We start from the raw sequence: 20,732 nt of genomic DNA, 5'->3' as shown, positions 1-20,732 counted from the left end.
GGCACGGCTAATATTTATTACCAGTCAGCTGGATCTAATGGCTCGTTTGGAGTAAATGTACATTCTTTACCTTTGCATTTTACTGCCGCATCGATATATAGGCCTTTTTCAAAGCCTCCCTTTTTAGCTTTTCCATAAGCCTCAAGAGAGCGTCCACCTGCAGAGCAGTGGAATATCACATATGTATCAGGAAGTTTTGATAAAAATGTTTTTGTATCATTTTCTTCGATTGACACATGTAAAGAGCCAGGTACAAATCCAGCAGCTCTCTCATCACTTCTTCTTACGTCAACTATTGTTACACCGGCTGGGAGTTTTTTATAATTTTCTACAAACCAAGCGCCATCTACAGAACCCTCATCTAATCCCTTTTTAACAGGCCCCATAAACGGTTTACTTAATTTTGTTACAGCTCCACTGGCAGCAACTTTCTCCTCTCCGCCTTTAGTAGTCTTTAGTCCGGCTTGCTTCCACGCAGGAACGCCAGCTGAATAGTTAGACACCTTTGTATATCCCAATGAAATCAATTTTTGGGCTACTACGTGAGATTTTTTGCAATCATATCCTTGGCAAAATGTTATGATAGGTGTATTTTTATCTGTTGGAAAACGTCCCATAAGAGTAGGAATGTCTGTATCATTTACAGAGATAGCTCCAGGTATAGACTCGGCTAAAAATTTAGCATAAGGTCTAGCATCTATCAAGAATGCACCATTAGCATCAAATGCGTTTTTAACTACAGCTGTACCAACCTCTATATAATCTTTTTTAGACCACTCAGGATAGCCTGCTTGATACAGTTTTACATTTTTATATCCAGCCTCTTTTAACATCGCTGCTACTTTAGGACTCTTTGCACAATCCCAGCCTTGGCAAAATACTATTATCTCTTTATCTTTTGGAGTGCCGTCTATTCTCTTTACGTGATCTTTAAAGTCTGTATCATGAATTTGGATACTAGAAGGTATTGTTCCAGCATTATAGTGTCTATCAGGTCTTGCGTCTATAAATAAAGCCTCGGTTGCACCTCTCATACCGCTGCCTAATTTACTTCTGGCATATTTATAATCTACCACCTCAAGCTTATGCTTGTTTATTAAAGATTGTACAGCCTCTGTAGGCTTAGTAGCTATAGCTTGTGCAGCCGCAGAAGATGACATAGTCGATGTGCCAGTTGCACAACCGGTTAACAATAAAGCGGCGCCAAGCGCAATAGCACCAACAAATTTTAAACGCATATATTCTCCTTTTTCAAAATAATATTTTTATATTTTAATTTATTTAAATTCTTCCCGGAAGCATTCCGTGATATATCATTGGTTTCATTAGGTAAACTTTAAGTAGCCACATTAACCAACGTTCCTGCGTAGGATCAAGCGGGAATGAAGGTGCAGGCTTACCAGACCAATCAAATTCCGCAAACATAACAGTGCCTATGCTTGTTATAAATGGGCAAACAGTATATCCGTCATAAGCTGCAGGAAGTTTATCTTTTTTCTCCATTACGGCTATTAAATTATCAACAACAACGTGATATTGTTTTCTAGCGCTTCCGCCTGTCTTTCCTAGAGGAACCGCAGCGCAATCTCCTATCGCAAATACATTTGGATATTTTATATGTTGAAGCGTCTCTTTATGCGCAGGAACCCAACTAGCAGGTGAACCTAGTGGAGATTTGCCTACAGCATCAGGAGCTTTTTGAGGCGGTACTATATGTAGGAAATGAAATTTCTTAGTGATTCTCTCACTTTTTTTGATCATCTCATACTCTTCTAAATCTTTATCCCACTCGCCTTTTTCCATCCATGTCTTCTCAAGAGTTGCGACTCTATTTTCTACATCAACTGACACAAGTCTTGTTTTAAATTCCCATTTAAAATCACGCTCTTTGTACTGTTTTTCAATCGCTTGAGCATACTCTGGAACACTAAATAATTTATCGCTATTTGTATAAAATAGCATCTCTACCTTATCTCTAACTCCAGCTTTTTTGATTAGATCGTGAGCGATATACATTATTTTTTTAGGAGCGCCACCGCATTTAATGGCTGTAGGAGAGTCTGTAAATATAAGCTGTAGCTTCTCGTCTCCTTTGATTTCTTTAGCTTTTTTTATGATATCCTGGATTCCTTCGTAAGTATCCACAGAACCATCTGCAAAATAAAGAGAATATACACCATTTTTACCTATTTTTTTGCGAACAACATCGCTATTGCCCAGAGTTGTTATCTCGCCTTCCAATCCTTCAATAGCACCATAATTAAGAGTAACACCCATAGCCACAACAAGATAGTCGTATGAAACTTCACTACCATCCTCTAAAATTACTTTGTTGTTATCTGGATCAAAATTTTTAGCAGCTTTTTGTATCCACTTAGCGTCTTTTGGTATATAATCTTTTGTCTGATATATAATGTCTTCTTTCTTATAAACACCTGCGGAAATAAGAGTCTGTCCAGCCTGATAAGATACCGAAATAGGATTAGGCTCTATAATAGTTACGTCTGGATTCTTTAGCTTTTTGCAAAGCTTTGCAGCCGTAGCAATTCCTGACAATCCACCTCCAACTATTACGATTTTACCTGTTGCAGAAGAAGAAGCTTCGGCATTAATAGGGGCTACCGTATTTGCAAACACACCAGCAGCTATAGGGGACATCGCTATAAGTTTCATCGCATCACGACGACTTATCTTATGACCCTCTTTCTCAATTTCTTCAAGAACCTCATCAATAATCTTGTTTGAGTCCATAAAGCGCTCCTTTGAGTCAATATTTATTGTAAATTCTTATCTTTTAAAATTTTAGATTACACTAATATTTTAAGAAAGTGTAAAATTGTATCATTATGTGATTTGATTAATATGTGACTATATCACATATTATTTACAGAATATAAGATATGATTTCATACTCAAAAATTTAAGTTTTTATCTTAGCATAAACAACTAAAATATATTTAAGGAGAAAATATGTTCTTAAACAAAAAAGCATCAGCTTCAATGTTGACAAAGTTTGCATCTATATCATTTGCTGCACTAGTTGGTCTAAGCTTAACAGTAAGTAGCGCTTCAGCCGATCACGCACGCGGACAAAAACTATATCTTAAATTTATGAAAGACGCTACCGGCATAAAAGGTGATGCGTTCGCAGCTCAGCATACTATGGCAGAGTGGAAAAATCTTTGCTCAAACGAAGGTGCAGGATTTATAGATGAATATTCTAAAAAATATCCAGGCGCAGCAGACTTCTTAAAAGGTCCTCAGTTTAAGAAATTTCAACCTGACATCTGCGACTTTGTGATCCACTATGCAAAAGATAGTGGCAACGTACCTTCTTGCTAATTTAAATTTAGGAGCGAAGCTAAGCGCTCCTTTTTTAACTATCCAAATTTTCAGCGATTTCTAAAACTTCAAAATACTCTTCTTCTAAAATTTCAAGCTCTTTTTTAGCCGCTTCAAGCTCTTCATAAAGCTTTGTTAGTCCTATCTTTTGATAGACATTTGGATCGCTAAGCCCTTCGTTTAGCTTTGAAATTTGAGCTTCTAAAGCAGCGATTTTATCCGGGTGATTTTGTAAAATTTGATTTTCTTTATAGCTTAGTTTTTTGCTTTTACTCTTTTGTTTTTCGGCTGAATTTTCGTTATCCGCACTCATCTGAGCTTCAAATTTATTAAGCTCGTTAAGCTCGTCTTCAAGTTCAAGATAGACGCTGTATTCTTGATGCACCACTTCGATTTTAGTGCCCTCAAAAGCCCAAAGTTTGGATGAAATTTTATCCACAAAATACCTATCGTGACTAACCAGCAAGATAGCACCTTCAAAGCTTTGCAAGTAGTCTTCTAAGATATTTATAGTAGCTATATCAAGGTCGTTTGTCGGCTCATCAAGCACGAGCACATCGTATTCGCCTGTAAAAAGTAGCGCTAACGCGACGCGGTTTTTCTCGCCACCGCTTAGCACGCCGATAGGCTTATCCAAAAACTCCTTTGGAAATAAAAAATTTTTAAGATAGCCGTAAACATGCATATTTCTACCGCGCACCTGCACTCTATCGCCGCCGTTTGGGCAAAAGACTTCAATCAGGCTCTTTTCATCGCTTAAAGCGCTTCTTGATTGATCAAAATAGCCTATCCTTACATCGCCTCTTTTTATCTCACCCACGCTTTGCTTTTCTAGTCCAAGCAAAATTTTAAGCAAGGTGCTCTTGCCACTTCCGTTTCGTCCGACTATAGCTATGCGCTCGCCTTGCAAAACCCTAGCGTCAAATTTCTCAAACAGCACCTTATCGCCAACACTTTTACCTAAATTTTTAATCTCAAACAGCATTTTCTTGCGGTTTGTCGAGTGAGCTTGGTTGAAATTTTTACTCGCTCGCTCAAGCTCAAGTCTTACTCTTCGTATGACGCCCGGATTTTTCTTAGCCTCCTCACGCATCTGCATTACGCGCTCTTTGCGCCCTTCGTTGCGCTTTAGCCTTGCTTTGACACCTCGCCTTAACCACTCCTCTTCGCTTTTAAGCTGTTTTAGCAAGGTCTCGTGAGATTTGGCCAAAGAGAGTAAAATTTCCTCTTTTTTGGCTAGATAGTTAGCATATCCGCCCTCAAAACTACGAAGCTTACCCTCCTCAACTTCAACGCTTCTGGTCGCCAAAGCATCGATAAAATAGCGATCGTGGCTTATAAATACGATAGTTTGCTTCGAGCTTTTAAGCATCTCTTCAAGAAAGCGCACCATATAGACATCAAGGTGGTTTGTCGGTTCATCAAGCAAGAGCACATCGGGCTTTTTAAGTATGAGCGCACCGAGTGCCACACGGCGAATTTCGCCACCGCTAAGGCTAGAAACCGCCCTATCCTCATACTCTTTTAACTTAAATTCGATCAAAACCTGCTCGATCTTTCGCTCGATCTGCCAGCCGTCTTTTGCCTCGATAAATTTTATGAGCTCATCTTGTCTAGCGTGAAGCTCTTTATCATTTGGATCATTTGCGAGTTTTTCAAGGACTGCGGCGTACTCGTCTCTAGCGTCAAATATCTCTTTAAGCTCCAAATTTAGCGTCTCTTTTACGCTTGCGCCTTCGCTGAAATTTGGATTTTGCGCGAGCATCTCAACCTTTATGCCGTTTTGCACTATGCGCCTACCAACATCAGGCTCATAAGTTCCTGCTACAAGCTTCATTAGCGTACTTTTTCCGCTTCCGTTTTTACCTATGATAGCGATTATCTCGCGCTCATTTACGCTAAAATTTACTTGATTTAATATCTCGTTTGGACCAAATTTTTTACTTACATCTATTAGATCAACTAACGCCACAAAAAGCCTTGATTAAAATGAAATTTGCTTACTAAGCGCAATTATACAAAGTGTAAGAGCCATCGGCACATAAACATATCTACCTATGTTATACCAAAGATCGCACTGCTTCCTAGCTGCGCCCATGTTTATCTCATCCATAATCTCATCTTTTTTTATTACCCAAAACCAAGATACAGCTCCGATAACCGCTCCAATTGGGATAATGTAGATAGAGACAAAATCCATCCAAGGCCCCCAGCTTGATATAGCCTCCATATTTACGCCTATTCCAAAACATATAACACAAAGAGCTATTAGCATAGGAGCGCGTTTTATGCTAGGAAATTTGTGTATTATGGACTCCGCTACCGCTTCAAACATATTTTGAAGAGAGCTGATACCTCCAAAAATTACAGCAGTAAATAAAATAATTGCAAAAATTTGTCCGCCAGGCATATCTTGTAAAATTTTAGGAAGTGTCACAAAAAGTAATCCAGGTCCTGCCGCAGGATCCATTTTGTAAGCAAAAACAGCAGGTATCATCACAAGCGCTGCAACAAGTGCGGCGATAGTATCAAAAATAGCCGTCTTTTTAGCAGAATCTACAACATCCTCTTGTTTAGAAAGATAAGCGCCATAAACTATCATTCCAGAACCCGTAATAGAAAGCGAGAAAAATGCTTGTCCCATCGCTGCAACCCAAACCATAGGATCGCCTAGCTTAGCCCAATCGCCTTTAAATATAAATTTATACCCCTCAAAAGCACCGTCAAACATAGCTACTCTAATCGCCAAAATAAAAAATAGGATAAAAAATAGAGGCATCATAATCTTGTTTGTTTTTTCTATACTTTTGGCTCCAAAAAATAAGGTAAAAAGCGTGCCTGCAACAACTATGAAGTGAAACGGGATAACCGAATAGCTACTTAACGCAAAGGATTCAAACCAAGTATTTGTATCGACACTCATCAAAGAGCCTGTTACGGCTTGAAACAGTGCTTTTAAAACATAAGCGATGATTACGGCATAACCTATGGCTATACACATGGATCCTGCAAGCGGTATCCAGCCTACGATCTTTCCAATCTTACCAAGCCCGCGAGTGTTAAAGGCAAATTCATAAGAGCCTAGAGTACCGGTTTTTGCGCGTCTTCCTATAGCATACTCAGCAGAAAGACCGACATAAGAAAATATGGCAACAAAGAATAGATATATGAGCAAAAACGCTCCACCGCCATTTGTGCCGACCTTATAAGGGAACCCCCATACATTGGCCATACCTACAGCAGATCCGACGCAGGCTATGATGAAAGCCCAGCGAGAGGTGAAACTTTTCTTTTCCATTTTTACATCCATTAAGTTGAAAATTTTAAAAATTATACTTAAGTAAACTAATAAGAAAATTATACTAGCTATTGTTATAAGATATTTAAAAAAGGCTATAAGCAAGGCTTTTGTCTTAAATTTGTGAAATATAAATTCTATTAAATTTATATTCTGATATAATCAACAGTTATTTTTAGAAATCTTGCATTGATATATTAAAGGTGAAAAATTTATGAACCTGTCGCTTAGAAAGCTCGCACTTCCCATATTTTTAGATATGTTTTTACATTTTGTAACACTTATTATAAATACATATATGGTTACAAAAGTAAGCATTCATCTAGTGGGTGCGATGGGTGCAGGAAATCAAGTCATGGATCTTTTCATGACCATATTTAGCTTTTTAAGCGTTGGTTGCTCTGTAGTAGCAGCTCAAGCCTTGGGCGCAAAGAATAAAAATTTAGCTACAAGAATAGTGCATGCAAGCATTACATTTAATACGATTTTTGGGATAGTTGCGGCTACATTTTTATATTTTCAGGGATACTTGGTGCTTGAAATATTAAGAGTGCCTGAAAATTTACTCGATGAGAGCTACAGCTACCTACATATTTTAGGTTTTGCACTATTTATCGACGGAATGGGTATGGTGCTGGCGGCTGTTTTAAGAGTGTATAATTTCGCAACAGCGGTTATGTTTGTATCGTTACTAATGAACATTATTACGCTTATTGGAAACGCTATTGCGCTATTTGGCTGGTTTGGACTACCAAACTACGGTCTTTACGGAGTAGGAATTTCTACGCTCATGGGCCGACTAGCAGGCGTTGTCGTGCTATTTATAATTTTAATCAAAATAGCAAAGGTAAGAATTTATATAAAAATGCTTCTAACATTGCCATTTAATATCCTGCGCAAAATTCTATCTATCGGGGTTCCAAGTGCTGGCGAAAATCTATTATGGATGGCGCAATATATGGTCGCATTTGGCTTTGTAGCAAGCATGGGAGAGGCTAGTCTAAACGTGCAAACAATATACTTTCAAATAACTCTACTAATACTTCTATGCGGAGCCAGCATTAGCGTAGCAAACGAGGTTATCGTCGGACATTTAGTAGGCGCAATGAGATTTGAAGAGGCTTATATAAGGGCTTTTAGGGCTTTAAAACTTGGTTTTATAGCAACCTTAGCCGTTGTTTTAATAACATATTTTGCAAAAGATGAGATTATGAACAGGCTAAATTTAACAGACGAGCTAAAACAGATAATGCTTCCGCTATTTACACTATCGATAATTCTTGAAACAGGACGAACTTTTAATATAGTGATAGTAAATGCTCTTAGGGCAAGCGGAGATGCGAAATTTCCACTAATCACGGGAGCTATATTTATGTGGGGTGTTAGTTTGCCACTTGGATACTATTTAGGAATCATGCAAAATATGGGCATAATAGGAGTCTGGATAGGGTTTGTAGCCGATGAGTGGCTAAGAGGACTTGTAAATACATGGCGATGGAAGAGTAGAAAATGGCAGTCAAAACGACTTGTATAAAATTTGATAAATTTGATGTTACGCTCAATTTTAAAAGAATAAAATCAATTCGCATTAAAATTTCAAAAACAGGTAAAATTTCGCTCTCATTACCGTATTTTTGCACCCAAAAGCAGGCATTTGAAATACTGAATAAAAATACAGAGTGGATAGAAAAAACTCACTCCAAAATTTTAGAAAATTTGCCAAACAGTGATGAATTTAGGTTACTTGGTAAGGCTTATAAGCTCAAATTTGATGAAAATATAAAAAACATAAAAATAGTTGATAAAGAAATTTGGACTCCGAGCTTAAAAAGGCTCGAAAAGTATAAAAAAGATGAGGCCAAAAAGATTTTTTATGGGCTGATAGAGAAATTTAGGCCATTCGTTGGTAAAGATATAAACAGAATCGTAATCAGAAATATGCAAACCAGATGGGGTAGCTGTAACTCTCGCAAAGGCTATATAAACCTAAATCTAAATTTGATAGAAAAACCAATAGAATTAATCGAATATGTAGTGCTTCATGAGCTCACGCATCTAATATATCCACATCATAAAAAGAGTTTTTATGATTTTATCGCTTCAATTATGCCAAATTTTAGAGATCTTGAAAAAGCCTTAAACAATAAAAATTTATAAATACCCAAATATGCGTTTTAAGCACAATAGTAACAAAATATGTTAAAATAGCATATTATTAAATTTAAAGGATTTTTATGAAAAAAATTTTAGCATTTGCACTGCTATCCTTAAGTGTTTTCGCAGGTGATTTTGAAGACGGTTTAGCTGCATACAAAAATGCCGATTATGCAAGTGCATTTGAAAAATTTAACACAGCTTGTATGAATAAAAACGCTGCAGGTTGCGAGCAAGTAGCGTTGATGTATCATACAGGCAAAAGCGTTAAAAAAGATGTCAGTAAAGCATTTTCATTATATCTTCAGGCTTGCGAAGCAGGACAAAAGCATAGTTGCTCAATGGCTGGCGGAATGCAAGATATGGGAGAAGGAACAAAGATTGATAAAGAAAATGCAATGAAACTATTAGTAAAAGCTTGCGATCTTAACGATGCTCACTCTTGTGCCGTAGTCGGTTCTTTTCATCTTGAAAAACAAACGCCTGACAGTTTAAAAACGGCAAAAAATCTCTTTCAAAAAGCTTGCGATCTAGGCGACCGCTTGGGATGTATGTGGGCCGAGGATCTAAGTAGATCAAAGAAAATATAATATCAGTTACGGCGTTAAATTTGCGCCGTAACTTTAGATTTATCTCTACTTAATAGGACTGTTTATACCTATTATCATATTATCTTCTTTTAGGTATAGCTTAGCTGCATTTTTGATATCCTCATTTGTTATCATGCTAACAAATTTCTCATACTCATCCAGACTAAATATCTCATTATCATATATCTTGCTTGATACCAACTCATTTAGCCAAAAACCGGATTGCTCATATTTTTGTTTTAGCTTTAAAATAGTAGATTTTTTATAGCTTTGAATATATCTATCAAGCGCACCTTTACTCTTTAAATTTGATATCGTCTTTTTTATTCCATCAAGAACGCTATCAAGTTTTTGAGGAGAAGTCGTAAACGATATTTCTACTCTTGAATGAATATAAGGATGTTTATTTAGTCTAGTACTCAAAGAGATTCCGTAAGTCTCACCTTTTTCTTCGCGTATATTCTCTCTAAGCGCCATTTTAAGCACCTCTCCAAGAGCAGAAATTTTTATTAAATCAAATTTAGAATACTCATTTTGAACGTTTTTCATCTTTACTATCACATCGCTACGATTTGAAGTCTGATAAAATCGCTCAAATATATGAACTCCATCTAAACCCCTTACGCCGTCATCTATAAAATTTTCGCTATTAAATTTAGCAGGCAAGGTAGCTATGTATTTTTTAATAAACGGCTCCATATCGGTCTCTTTGAAATCTCCGACAAAAATAAATGTATAAGATGAAGCGTTAGTAAATTTATCATTTACTATATCTTTTAAGTCATTAAATTTAACCGCCTCTATATCGCTTCTGCTAAAATGCTTTTTACGCTCATTGCCGTTGTAATAAAATTCGCTAAACTCTTTAGAAAATTTATAGCTCGGCAAAGACTCTCTTTTAGCAAGATCTTCTATTCTTTTAGTCTTAATCTTTTTTAGCATATCATCATCAACTCTTGGGGAATTAAACTCAAGATATATGGCTTCCACTAAAGACTCTATATCGCTAGTGCTACTCTTGCCGTAAAACCCATGAGATAAAGAGCTTATTTGCTTTTGATAACTTAAGTATTTTCCGTTTAAAATTTTACTTATCTGGTAGTTATTAAACTCTCCCGCCCCACTTTCATTTGAAAGTGTAGTTGCAAACTCTCCTAGCTGAGGTCTGGTAAGGTTTGAGACACCTCCTTTACTAACAGCCGCGAAAGATATTAAATTTTTCTCATTTTTAAGAGTTTTTAGAATCACAGTAGCATTATTTTCAAGAGTATAACTCCAAATTTTATGCTTTTCATCAAATTTTTTTGAGATAATTTTGCCTGGTTTTATCTCTTTATTTATCAGTTTTGAAGGCAATTTAAAGCTTTTAAGATGAGATGTATATGGCTTTATATCATTTGCAAGCTGTTCAAATTTCTCCTTACCAAGCCTATATCCTTTAGAACTAAATATACTGACGCTCTTTTCATCAAGGCTCAAGATTCGTCTAAATTCAGCATTAACCTCATCAAGAGTTAATTCGTTTAAAATTTTAAGACTTACATTTTTGCTATCAATATCGCTTAAAATCACATTTCCAAGCTCAAGGGCATAGACTATATCTCTTAGATAATCGGCTGATTTTTTACTCTTTGATTGCAGATATCTATTATTGATAATGTTGATTAAATTTCTCTTCTCATCATCAAAGTCGCTTTGGCTAAATCCATGAATTTTTATGCCGTTAATAACGCTTAACATATCTTTTATAGAGTCCTCTTGATCATCTCCTATGATTTTCATATCAAAGCTATACATTGTCTTTTGCGCCTGAATCGGCATATTTGTAAAAACCGCTCTTTGAATAGAATTTTCTCTATTTGTTTTCTCTTCATAAAGCGTATTTATCAAATTTGAAATATATAGATTTATAATCGCTTTGCGAATTTGCGATTCAGTTTGTCTTGGTGAAAATTTATCAAAAAATGAAATTTTAATAGAATTTTCAGCGGTTTCATTTGAATCATAGTTGTAGATATTAAGTCCGTTTTTAGCAGGTATAGTTCTGTTTTCTTTAGTATCATAATTCGTATTTTTAACAGAAGAAAAACTATCTTTTATACAGTTTAGAATTTCATCTTTTTTAAAGTCTCCTACAGCTACAAATTCCATAAGTCTAGGCTGATACATCCTATTATAAAAGTCTTTCATCTGGCTTACGCTAACATTTCTTACTATATTCATATCACCTATCGGGTCTCTACTAGCATAGATACTCCCTTCCATTAAATCATCCCAATGTAGTTTATAAAGCCTATATTCAGGAGTATTTCTAGATCTCTCTTCCTCTATAATTACCCCGCGCTCCTTATCAAGCTCATCTTTATCGAAGTTAATTCCATCCATCCAGTTATGAAAAACCAAAAAAACATCTTTTAAATTTCGCTCGTTTACCTCTATATTTAGCATGTAAGCCGTTGAGTCATAAGTCGTATAAGCGTTCAAATCAGCGCCAAATGCCACGCCTAAACTCTCAAGTTTTTGTATCAACTCGTTTTTACTAAAGTCCCTACTCCCATTAAATGCCATATGTTCAACAAAATGCGCTAAACCAAGCTCGCTTGGCTTTTCATCCGCAGAGCCTGCGCGTACAACAAGCTGAAAATATGCCTTATTTTCCGGCAATCTATTTTCTTTAATATAATATTTTAGTCCGTTTTCAAGAGCTCCTGAAGTCAAATTTGCATCTTGAGAAAGAGCAAAAAGACTAATGGCGGTAATTAAAAATAGTAAAATTTTTCTCATATCTTCCCTTTTAAAATTTAATCTATCAAAATCATCTTATCAAGCCGTTTTAGATGCCTCTCTATCCTTTCTAATTCGGCTTTGTTACTAATTTTAACATCAGAATAATAATAATCTATGGTTTGAATTGAGTATTCAATTAAATTTAGCCTTTCAAGCTCTGATTTTAGTTTATTTACAGTCCCTTCATTGCCATCTATAAATTTTATATTTGGTGGCAAAATTTCTCTTAAAGTATCTTTAAAATAATTAAAATGTGTGCATCCAAGAACAAGCGAAGAGTAATTAATGAGATCAAATTTTAGCAGTTCATTTTTTAAATATTCACACACTCTTTGAGAGCAAAACTCCTCGTTTTCTGCAAATTCAACAAGCTTAGGCAAGGCAACTAAATCTATTAAACTCTTATTGTCAAAACGATCTATGAGATCTTTTAACTTTTTACCTTTTACCGTTACTGGAGTTGCGATTATGATTGTACGTGAGTTTTTAAACATATCTGCAGCCTTTTTAACAGCAGGCTCCATCCCTATAATAGGTATAGCAAACTCCTCTCTTAGCTCGTTTATAGCTGCACTAGTGGCGGTATTACAAGCTACAACTACCGCTTTTACGTCTTTTTCTTGCATAAATTTAAAAGCATGAGTAGTGTAAGATAAAATTTGCTCTTTTGTTTTTAATCCATAAGGAACATTTTGCCTGTCCGCGTAATATAAAAACTGCTCGTTAGGCAATTTTTTAATAGCCTCATTTAATACGCTAAGCCCGCCAAGCCCTGAGTCAAAAATGGCTATCTTCATAATATTTCTAATCTAATCACTAAACAAATCATAATCTTTTTTATAATCCTTAGTTTTTACACCAAAATACCCGAGTAGCGAACTAAAAACATTATCATGCGATAAATTATTGTAGGCTTTATCATTAAAGCTTTTAAATATTAAATCATTATTTGAAAAAAGCACCATAGGAACATGCTTTTGGTAATCTGGAGCAACAAGATAAGGCATCCCGTGCAAATAAAGACCATCTTCGCCAAGACTCTCTCCATGATCTGAAACATACCAAAGCGTGCTATCTTTAATACCTTTGTCTTTAACTATATTAATTATCTCGTTTAAGAAATAATCTGTATACAACAAAGTATTATCATACGTATTTCTTATAGACTCAGGAGAACATTTACCAAGCTCATTTGTATCACATGTAGGCTTAAATTTATCAAATTCCTTTGGATATCTTTGATAGTAAGTTGGTCCATGAGAGCCTTGCAAATGCACAATAATGATTCTATCTTTAGTTGTTTCATTTATACTATTTTTTATATCATCAAGCATATCCGCATCAAATCCACCACCAAAATACTTCACACCTTGCTTATCAAGCCTATCACAAACTCCTTTACAGCCGCCTGTATTATTACCAAGCCATATAGTATCAACACCTACTCTTTTTAAAACATCAAGTGCATTTTCTTGATACTGAGTGTCACTAAATTCGCTTCTGGTTGATTTAGAAAACATACAAGGAACAGAGATAGCAGTAGATGTACCACAAGAATAAACATTAGAAAAATATGTCAAATTTTCTACATTTTTAAGGTAAAAATTCGTTTCATTGCCTTTGTAACCGCCAAGTGAGTAATTGGCTGCTCTAGCCGTTTCACCTATTACAAAAACCATAAGCTTAGTATCGGCATTTAGTGCTTTTATGGCGTCTGTTGCGATTAGTTCTAACTTCTTTTTGCTTATAATATATTTTTTTACAAAATATTTTCTGACAGAGTAAATTTGATAAAATGGAGTGTGATATGATTTTATTTTATTATGATTTCTAGCAAAAGGGATCATAGTGTTTGTTTGCAAAAACAAAAATATCCCCGCCACAGCCAAACATAAAAATACAAAACCAAATTTTACAGCCAAATGCCTTTTAAAAGATCCGTAATCTATCCTGACAATGAATATAAACAAACAAGGAAGTATAACAAAAAACAAAATCCAAGCTATAAATTTTAAATTTATAAAACTCAAAGCCTCTTTTGTATCAGTTTCAAATAAATTATTTATCATATCACTATCTATAATAACACCATAAAAATACATAAAATAAAGAGACAGTGATGACACAGATATAATAATAATACTTATAATTTTAGTTAAATACGGTAAATATAAGATAGATAAAATACTAGCCCAAATACAAAAGCACATAATAGGAAGTGTAATAGTCATAAAAATATTATTAATTACATCCAAATTTGAATAGATATATCTAAACAAGGTAAAGTTACAAAGAAAAACTATAAAAGTATTTAAAATTACAAATTTAAACCAAGAAATTTTAAATTTATTCATATTTAATAACCCTAAAATAAAAAATATTATTATTCTAAAATAAACACAATTAATAAAAAATTAAAAAATCTTAATTTAAAAACTATGTATTTTTCTTATTTGTAATCCACTGATATGCAAAAACAAGTCCGTAAATACCTACTCCGATAGCATAAGATAAATATTCGTTTGGAATAGCGGCTATATATTTAACGCACATATTTGGAACCAAGACAAGAGGCACTACCGCAAGCAGTAAAACTCTCTCCCAAATTTGCACTCTTGTTACAAAAAAACCTTGAAGCGCAGAAGAAAATGCAAACATACCTATAAGTGCGGTTGAAAATATGAGTAACATCTCAAGAGTATTTGTTATCCATACAATACCTTTGGCATCATTTGGGGCGGCAGGATTTATACTGTCTATCAATAAAAGTTTATTATTAAATACAAAAGCAAAAGGTAAAACCGTAGTTCTTAGATCGTAAAAGAAGCCTTGTACACCAACTGTTACAGGGTTTGCTTTGGCAATACCGGCAGCAGCATAAGCGGCAATTCCTACAGGAGGTGTATCGTCAGCCAAAATTCCAAAATAAAATACAAATAGATGCACTGCAATAGCAGGGATTAAAAATCCGTTTTTATAAGCTAAAAATAAAATTACAGGTGCAACAAGAGATGAGACCACTATATAGTTAGCCGTAGTTGGAAGACCCATACCAAGTATCAAAGACATAACCGCTGTTAAAAATAGTATAAGCAATATATTATTACCTGCTATAATCTCAACCACTTCAGATAAAACCTGACCAATGCCCGTAAGAGATATGGAGCCTACTATAATTCCGGCTAAACCTGTGGCTATAGCTATAGTAGTCATGTTTCTAGCGGCAGTTACCATAGCCCAGAAAATATCAGCAAAACCTATAATGAAATCGTTTTTATTTACCTTTTCTCCCATAGCCATTTTTTTAATAGGCTCTTGAAAGATAATTATTAAAAATAAAACATTTATAGCGTTAAAAGCTGCGGATATCGGCGACTCTTTGGCTATCAAAAGAGTATAAAGCATAACTAATATAGGTATTAGATAGTGAAGTCCACTAAAGAAAATTTTAAACTTAGAAACACTTTTGTCTTGTTTCATTCCTTTTAAGCCAAGCTTGCAAGACTCCAGATGCACTATAAAAAATAAGGATGCATAGCAGACAAAGGCAGGAATTACAGCAGCTATCATTACATTAGTATAGCTCATGCCTAAAAATTCAGCTATTATAAATGCAGCCGCACCCATAATAGGTGGCATAAGCTGTCCGTTTACACCAGCTGCTACTTCGATAGCACCGGCTTTTGTACTAGTCAGCCCGGCTTTTTTCATAAGAGGAATAGTAAATGTTCCAACAGTTACAACGTTTGCTGTAGAGCTACCAGAAACCATACCTGTTAAACCGCTAGCTATAACAGAAGCCTTAGCAGGACCTCCTCTAAATCTGCCAAGCATGGCAAAGGCTAAATTTATAAAATACTGCCCCGCTCCCGCTCTTTCAAGAAGTGAACCAAACAAAACAAAAAGATAGATAAAGCTCACACTAACACCAAGCGGCACTCCAAATACACCCTCGGTAGTTAGATACATATGTCCTGCGAGTTTATTTAGGCTGGCACCTTGGTGAGCTATGATATCTGGCATATACTGTCCAAAATAGTCATAACACAAAAATATAGCAGCAATAATGCCTAAAGCAGGTCCTATCACACGCCTGCCAGCCTCAAATAGTATAAGTACGGCAGCACTTGATATCAAAACATCAAATTTAGTATAGTCTCCTGGTCTTTGGGCAAGAGAATAAAACTCTACAAAAGGATAAAGTGCTGCTATAACACCCACTACACAAAGTAAGATGTCATAAATCGGCACGCTAGTTTGAGCTTTTTTGTGAAATTTCACAGGATAAAGCAAGAATACAAGCGCTATCGCAAAAGAGAGGTGAATGGAGCGCGACATAGTGGTATTCATAGGAAAATACGCGATATATAGCTGGAAAACTGACCAAGCAAAACAAATTATACTTGTTAAATAGATATAAAAATTCGAGTTTATCTCTCTTGTTTTTACTTCTACAAACTCCTCTTTTTCTTGAGGCATTGCATTTTGCACATCATCTTGCTCTTCTATATCCGTGTTTATATCCTTGTTTTTTAAATCACCATTTTTGCCGTTTAGCTCCATTAACCCACCCTTAAAATTATTTTATTATTCCATGTTTTTTAAACTCAGCTTCAGCAGCAGGATGAAGCGGAGCTGAAAGTCCTTGAACAAGAGACTCTTTAGTAACCGCACCAAGTGCCGGATGAAGAGTTTTGTACTCATCAAAGTTATCTAAAATTGCTTTTACAACAGCACCTACTGCTTTATCACTCATATCTTTAGTGGTTACTAAAACAGCTTTAACACCGATACTTTCCACATCATGACTTACGCCTTCATAAGTGCCTTTTGGTATTACACCCTTTGCAAAATAAGGGAATTCTTTAAGCATCTTATCTATATTTTCACCTTTTATATTTACGATATCTATAGGCATAGAGTTAGCCGCATCTGTAATATTTGCTGTAGGGTGACCTACCATATAAAAATATCCGTCGATTTTCTTATCTTTAAGCGCATGAGGGCACTCTTGAGCTGTTAAAACGCCGTGATGTTTTAATTTTTTTGCATCAAATCCATAAGCGTTAAACACAGTAAGTGCTGTCATCTCATTACCGCTACCAGGATTTCCTACGTTGATGCTTTTACCAGCAAGATCATTTATTGAAGCAATTCCGCTTGCTTTTGATACAACAAATGCCAAAAGTTCAGGATAGATAGAGACTACGGCACGTAAATTTTTATCTCCCATATCCTTAAATTTGCCTACGCCGTTATATTTATCATACACTACGTCGCTTTGAACAAAGCCAAAATTTAGCTCTTTTTTAAGAACGTTATTTACATTATATATAGAACCGCCAGTTGATTGAACGGAACATTTTATCTGAGGATCTTTATTGGCAAGTCTGCATATAGCTCCACCAACAGGATAATAAGTTCCAGTCATTCCACCTGTTCCGATAGAAATGAACTCTTTTGCGCTAAGTGTTGAAGCCAAAAGCAGTCCAGCCAAAGCCAAAGATGTTTTTTTCATAGTCAATCCTTTATAAAAATTTGATTTTCTATCGTATCACAAATTCTATTTTTGCCAGAAATTTATTTGAGATTTTTTGAGACTAATTCTAAAATTTTTCACAATTTTACACATTTTAGGCTTAAAAAATAATTTTCTTAAGTTTTAATTTATATTATTTTTATAATGATATTTTTATTTAAGTCTTATGTAGAGAAAATTATGTAAATTCTTAAGCCTGCTCTGTGCAAAGCTTAAGAATTTAAAATGTATAAATTTAATCGATAAAACGCTTTGTTAAATTTTGATATTCATCTATCCTACGATCTCTAAGAAATGGCCAAATTCTACGTACTTCTTCGCTTCTTTTCATATCAACATCTACTATATAGCACTCTTCGCTCTCACTATCAGCTCTAAATAGCTCCTCGCCTTGAGCGCCAAATACAAAGCTATTGCCCCAGAATTTTATTCCGTCCATGACACCGCTATCATCCTCTTCAAAGCCTACACGATTTACAGATACCACAGGCAAACCATTTGCGACAGCATGTCCTCTTTGAACCGCCACCCAAGCCTCTAGCTGACGTGATTTCTCTTCGCTACTATCAGATTCAAACCAACCTATAGCAGTAGGATAAATCAAAATTTTAGCACCGCGCAGAGCCATGAGTCTAGCAGCTTCAGGGTACCACTGATCCCAGCAAACAAGAAGTCCGAGTTTGCCTACGCTTGTTTCAATCGGCTCAAATCCCAAATCTCCCGGGGTAAAGTAAAATTTCTCATAAAATCCTGGATCGTCAGGAATATGCATTTTGCGGTATTTTCCAGCGATACTGCCATCTTTTTCATATACAAAAGCGGTGTTATGATAAAGTCCGTCAGCTCGCTTTTCAAAGAGTGAAGTAACCAAAACCACACCCTTTTGTTTAGCTACATGCCCCCAAAACTTGACATCCTCTTCCCACTCGTTAGCAAGATCAAAGAATTTAGTATCTTCGCTTTGACAAAAATACTGAGTTTGATGAAGCTCTTGACAGACTACAAGCTCAGCCCCACCCTCAGCCGCCTCTCTTATTAGCTCTATAGTTCTTTGATTCGTAGCCTCTTTTGAGCCATGAAATTTTTGTTGAATTAGCGCTACTTTCATAAAATTACCTCAAATTAAATTTTCAAAAAATTATATCACACAAAGCTTTTAAGCCAAATTTCTATCATCATATGGATCTAGGTGGGTTGTTATCTCCCATCTAAATTCACTAAATTTATCCCTTATTTCATATTCGATTTGGTTGGAAATCTCATGCGCCTTAACAAGTAAAATTTCCTTATCAAATACCAAATGAACGACCATATAGCAGATATCAGAGCTCTTTCTGGTTGTCAATCCATGAAAGCTATTTATCTCTTTTTTGGATTTTATAATATCTTCTATTTGACTTACTATTGTGGACTCAAGAGCCTTGTCTAACAGCACTCCTAGGCTCTCTTTCATCAAAGATATGGCTGAATTTACAATATATCCGCTAATTACGATACCAAAGATTGCATCTATTATCGTAAATCCTGTAAATTTGATAACAACTAAAGCTAAAATTATGCCAAAATTAGTAAAAAAATCGCTTTTATAATGAAGCGCATCGGCCTTGATTATCAAATTTTTTGTCTTCTTTGCTACAAAATTTAAAAACGCAACAAGAGCACCAGTAACCGCAAAAGAAAATACCATAACATATAGGCTCAAATCGACATTCAGCTCTACTTCGTAGGCTCTAAATTTAAGTATACTTTCATAAAAAATAAAAACTCCTATACCTACGATTAAAATCCCTTCAAACATCGCAGCTATGGCTTCTAGTTTGGTATAACCAAAGTTAAATTTATCGTTTGGTTTGGCTTGAGATTTTCTAAGTGCAAAAAAGTTTAAGGCAGATACCAAAAGGTCAAGCATAGAATCAATCGCGGAGCTAAGCACCGAAACAGAACCGCTTGCTATACCTGCGATAAATTTAATAACCGCAAGTAAAAAAGCCGTAGCTCCAGCGACTATTACGGCTAATCTTTGTAAATTTTTATTTTCTATCCGATCCATCTCTTCTTAAAAACCTATTTTGACTTGAGCAGTGAAGCGAACCGTTTTGACGCACAAAAACGAGCGAATTTACGCCTATGATTTTGTGATCAGGAAGTGCCTTTGCAAGCCTTTCAAGCACGATTTTATCGTTTGGATCGTTATACGTAGGCACGATCAAAGCGCCATTTACAAAGATAAAATTTGCATATGTGCACCCTAGCCTCTTGCCTTCATAAAATTTAGCTTTTGGAAGCGGCAGCTCAAGTAGTTTAAATCCCGTAGTCTCAAGCTCTTGCTTCATCTTTTTAAGCTCTTCATAGTGCTCATCGTCTTTATCATCCGTGCAAGCATAAGCGATCGTATCAGACGAGATAAACCTAGCCAAGGTATCAACGTGAGAGTCGGTATCATCGCCCTTTATAAAGCCATGCTTTAACCAGATAACGCGTTTTAAGCCAAAAAGCTCTTTTAGCTTGGCTTCTATCTGCTCTTTATTAAATTTTGAATTTCGGTTATCGTTTAAAAGGCAAGTTTCGGTAGTTAGTAAAGTGCCCTGCCCATCAAATTCGATACTTCCGCCCTCTAATATAAAATCAACTTCGCGCAGATCGCTTTTAAAATGCTTGGCAAGCTCTAAATTTACGGCATTATCTTTTGAACTCTCAAATTTCCCGCCCCAAGCGTTAAATTTAAAATCATAGCTTAAAATTTTATCGCCATTTTCAATGTCAATCATCCCGTAATCGCGTATCCAAGTATCATCTGTGTCGATCTTTATAAACTCTACATTATCAAATTTAGCAAATCTTGAGTTAAAAATTTCCTCATCGGGACAAATCAAAACTACCTTTTGAAAAGGCACGATAGCCGCCACAAGCTCTTCATAGCTATCTAAAATTTCATTTAAATATGGCTTCCAGTCGCTGTTTTCATGAGGAAGCGATAAAAATATCAACTCTTGTTTTTCCCACTCTGCATAAGCTCTCAAGA

16 protein-coding genes are annotated in these 20,732 nt (G+C 35.6%); 4 read left to right on the top strand and 12 right to left on the bottom strand.

What is annotated here, in order from left to right:
- Positions 1–17: 17 nt before the first annotated feature.
- Positions 18–1,238 carry a rhodanese-like domain-containing protein gene (locus CDOMC_RS03740; protein ID WP_172128041.1) on the bottom strand — a complete coding sequence of 407 codons (1,221 nt, stop codon included), beginning with the start codon at positions 1,236–1,238 and terminating at the stop codon, positions 18–20.
- A 43-nt stretch (positions 1,239–1,281) separates the two neighbouring features.
- Complete coding sequence (locus CDOMC_RS03735; RefSeq protein ID WP_172128039.1) at positions 1,282–2,751, bottom strand: NAD(P)/FAD-dependent oxidoreductase; 1,470 nt, start codon at positions 2,749–2,751, stop codon at positions 1,282–1,284.
- 249 nt (positions 2,752–3,000) lie between these two features.
- On the opposite strand from CDOMC_RS03735, the gene CDOMC_RS03730 reads away from it, so the two are divergent.
- A complete protein-coding gene (locus CDOMC_RS03730) occupies positions 3,001–3,342 on the top strand; it encodes a hypothetical protein (RefSeq protein WP_172129636.1) in 342 nt (113 codons plus the stop codon).
- Positions 3,343–3,376: 34 nt separating this feature from the next.
- Here CDOMC_RS03730 and abc-f read toward each other — a convergent pair whose 3' ends face one another.
- A complete protein-coding gene (gene abc-f, locus CDOMC_RS03725; protein WP_172128037.1) occupies positions 3,377–5,314 on the bottom strand; it encodes a ribosomal protection-like ABC-F family protein in 1,938 nt (645 codons plus the stop codon).
- A 12-nt stretch (positions 5,315–5,326) separates the two neighbouring features.
- The gene (locus CDOMC_RS03720; RefSeq protein ID WP_172128035.1) at positions 5,327–6,640 is read right to left on the bottom strand and encodes a sodium-dependent transporter; all 1,314 of its coding nucleotides are present in this window, start codon (positions 6,638–6,640) and stop codon (positions 5,327–5,329) included.
- Positions 6,641–6,854: 214 nt separating this feature from the next.
- Here CDOMC_RS03720 and CDOMC_RS03715 point away from each other — a divergent pair, with 214 nt between their 5' ends.
- The 3 genes from CDOMC_RS03715 (at position 6,855) to CDOMC_RS03705 (ending at position 9,384) form a co-directional block, all read left to right on the top strand.
- A complete protein-coding gene (locus CDOMC_RS03715; protein ID WP_172128033.1) occupies positions 6,855–8,174 on the top strand; it encodes an MATE family efflux transporter in 1,320 nt (439 codons plus the stop codon).
- Positions 8,150–8,797 carry a M48 family metallopeptidase gene (locus CDOMC_RS03710; protein WP_169973785.1) on the top strand — a complete coding sequence of 216 codons (648 nt, stop codon included), beginning with the start codon at positions 8,150–8,152 and terminating at the stop codon, positions 8,795–8,797. The genes CDOMC_RS03715 and CDOMC_RS03710 overlap by 25 nt, the downstream gene beginning before the upstream one ends.
- A gap of 77 nt (positions 8,798–8,874) precedes the next feature.
- A complete protein-coding gene (locus CDOMC_RS03705) occupies positions 8,875–9,384 on the top strand; it encodes a tetratricopeptide repeat protein (RefSeq protein ID WP_172128031.1) in 510 nt (169 codons plus the stop codon).
- Between the two features lie 45 nt (positions 9,385–9,429).
- Here the strand turns inward: CDOMC_RS03705 and CDOMC_RS03700 are convergent, their stop codons facing one another.
- From CDOMC_RS03700 to CDOMC_RS03665, 8 genes are all read right to left on the bottom strand, one after another.
- A complete protein-coding gene (locus tag CDOMC_RS03700; protein WP_172128029.1) occupies positions 9,430–12,168 on the bottom strand; it encodes a M16 family metallopeptidase in 2,739 nt (912 codons plus the stop codon).
- A 17-nt stretch (positions 12,169–12,185) separates the two neighbouring features.
- Positions 12,186–12,968, bottom strand: a complete 783-nt coding sequence (gene murI, locus CDOMC_RS03695) for a glutamate racemase (RefSeq protein WP_172128027.1) — start codon at positions 12,966–12,968, stop codon at positions 12,186–12,188.
- Between the two features lie 12 nt (positions 12,969–12,980).
- Positions 12,981–14,525 carry a phosphoethanolamine transferase gene (locus CDOMC_RS03690; RefSeq protein ID WP_172128025.1) on the bottom strand — a complete coding sequence of 515 codons (1,545 nt, stop codon included), beginning with the start codon at positions 14,523–14,525 and terminating at the stop codon, positions 12,981–12,983.
- Positions 14,526–14,607: 82 nt separating this feature from the next.
- Entirely contained in the window at positions 14,608–16,650 is a 2,043-nt protein-coding gene (locus tag CDOMC_RS03685; RefSeq protein WP_172129635.1) for a TRAP transporter permease, read from the bottom strand.
- Between the two features lie 100 nt (positions 16,651–16,750).
- On the bottom strand, positions 16,751–17,689 hold the full coding sequence (locus tag CDOMC_RS03680; protein WP_172128023.1) for a TAXI family TRAP transporter solute-binding subunit: 939 nt from the start codon (positions 17,687–17,689) through the stop codon (positions 16,751–16,753).
- A gap of 256 nt (positions 17,690–17,945) precedes the next feature.
- Positions 17,946–18,818: a carbon-nitrogen hydrolase gene (locus CDOMC_RS03675; RefSeq protein WP_172128021.1), complete on the bottom strand. Its 873-nt coding sequence runs from the start codon at positions 18,816–18,818 to the stop codon at positions 17,946–17,948.
- 48 nt (positions 18,819–18,866) lie between these two features.
- The gene (locus CDOMC_RS03670; RefSeq protein ID WP_172128019.1) at positions 18,867–19,760 is read right to left on the bottom strand and encodes a cation diffusion facilitator family transporter; all 894 of its coding nucleotides are present in this window, start codon (positions 19,758–19,760) and stop codon (positions 18,867–18,869) included.
- Positions 19,741–20,730: an agmatine deiminase family protein gene (locus CDOMC_RS03665; RefSeq protein WP_172128017.1), complete on the bottom strand. Its 990-nt coding sequence runs from the start codon at positions 20,728–20,730 to the stop codon at positions 19,741–19,743. Before CDOMC_RS03665 ends, CDOMC_RS03670 begins: the two co-directional genes overlap by 20 nt.
- Positions 20,731–20,732 lie beyond the last annotated feature (2 nt).

The sequence above is a fragment of the Campylobacter sp. RM16192 genome (genome assembly GCF_004803855.2).
Taxonomy (GTDB): Bacteria; Campylobacterota; Campylobacteria; order Campylobacterales; family Campylobacteraceae; genus Campylobacter_A.
This window is presented reverse-complemented; position numbering and strand designations above follow the sequence as displayed.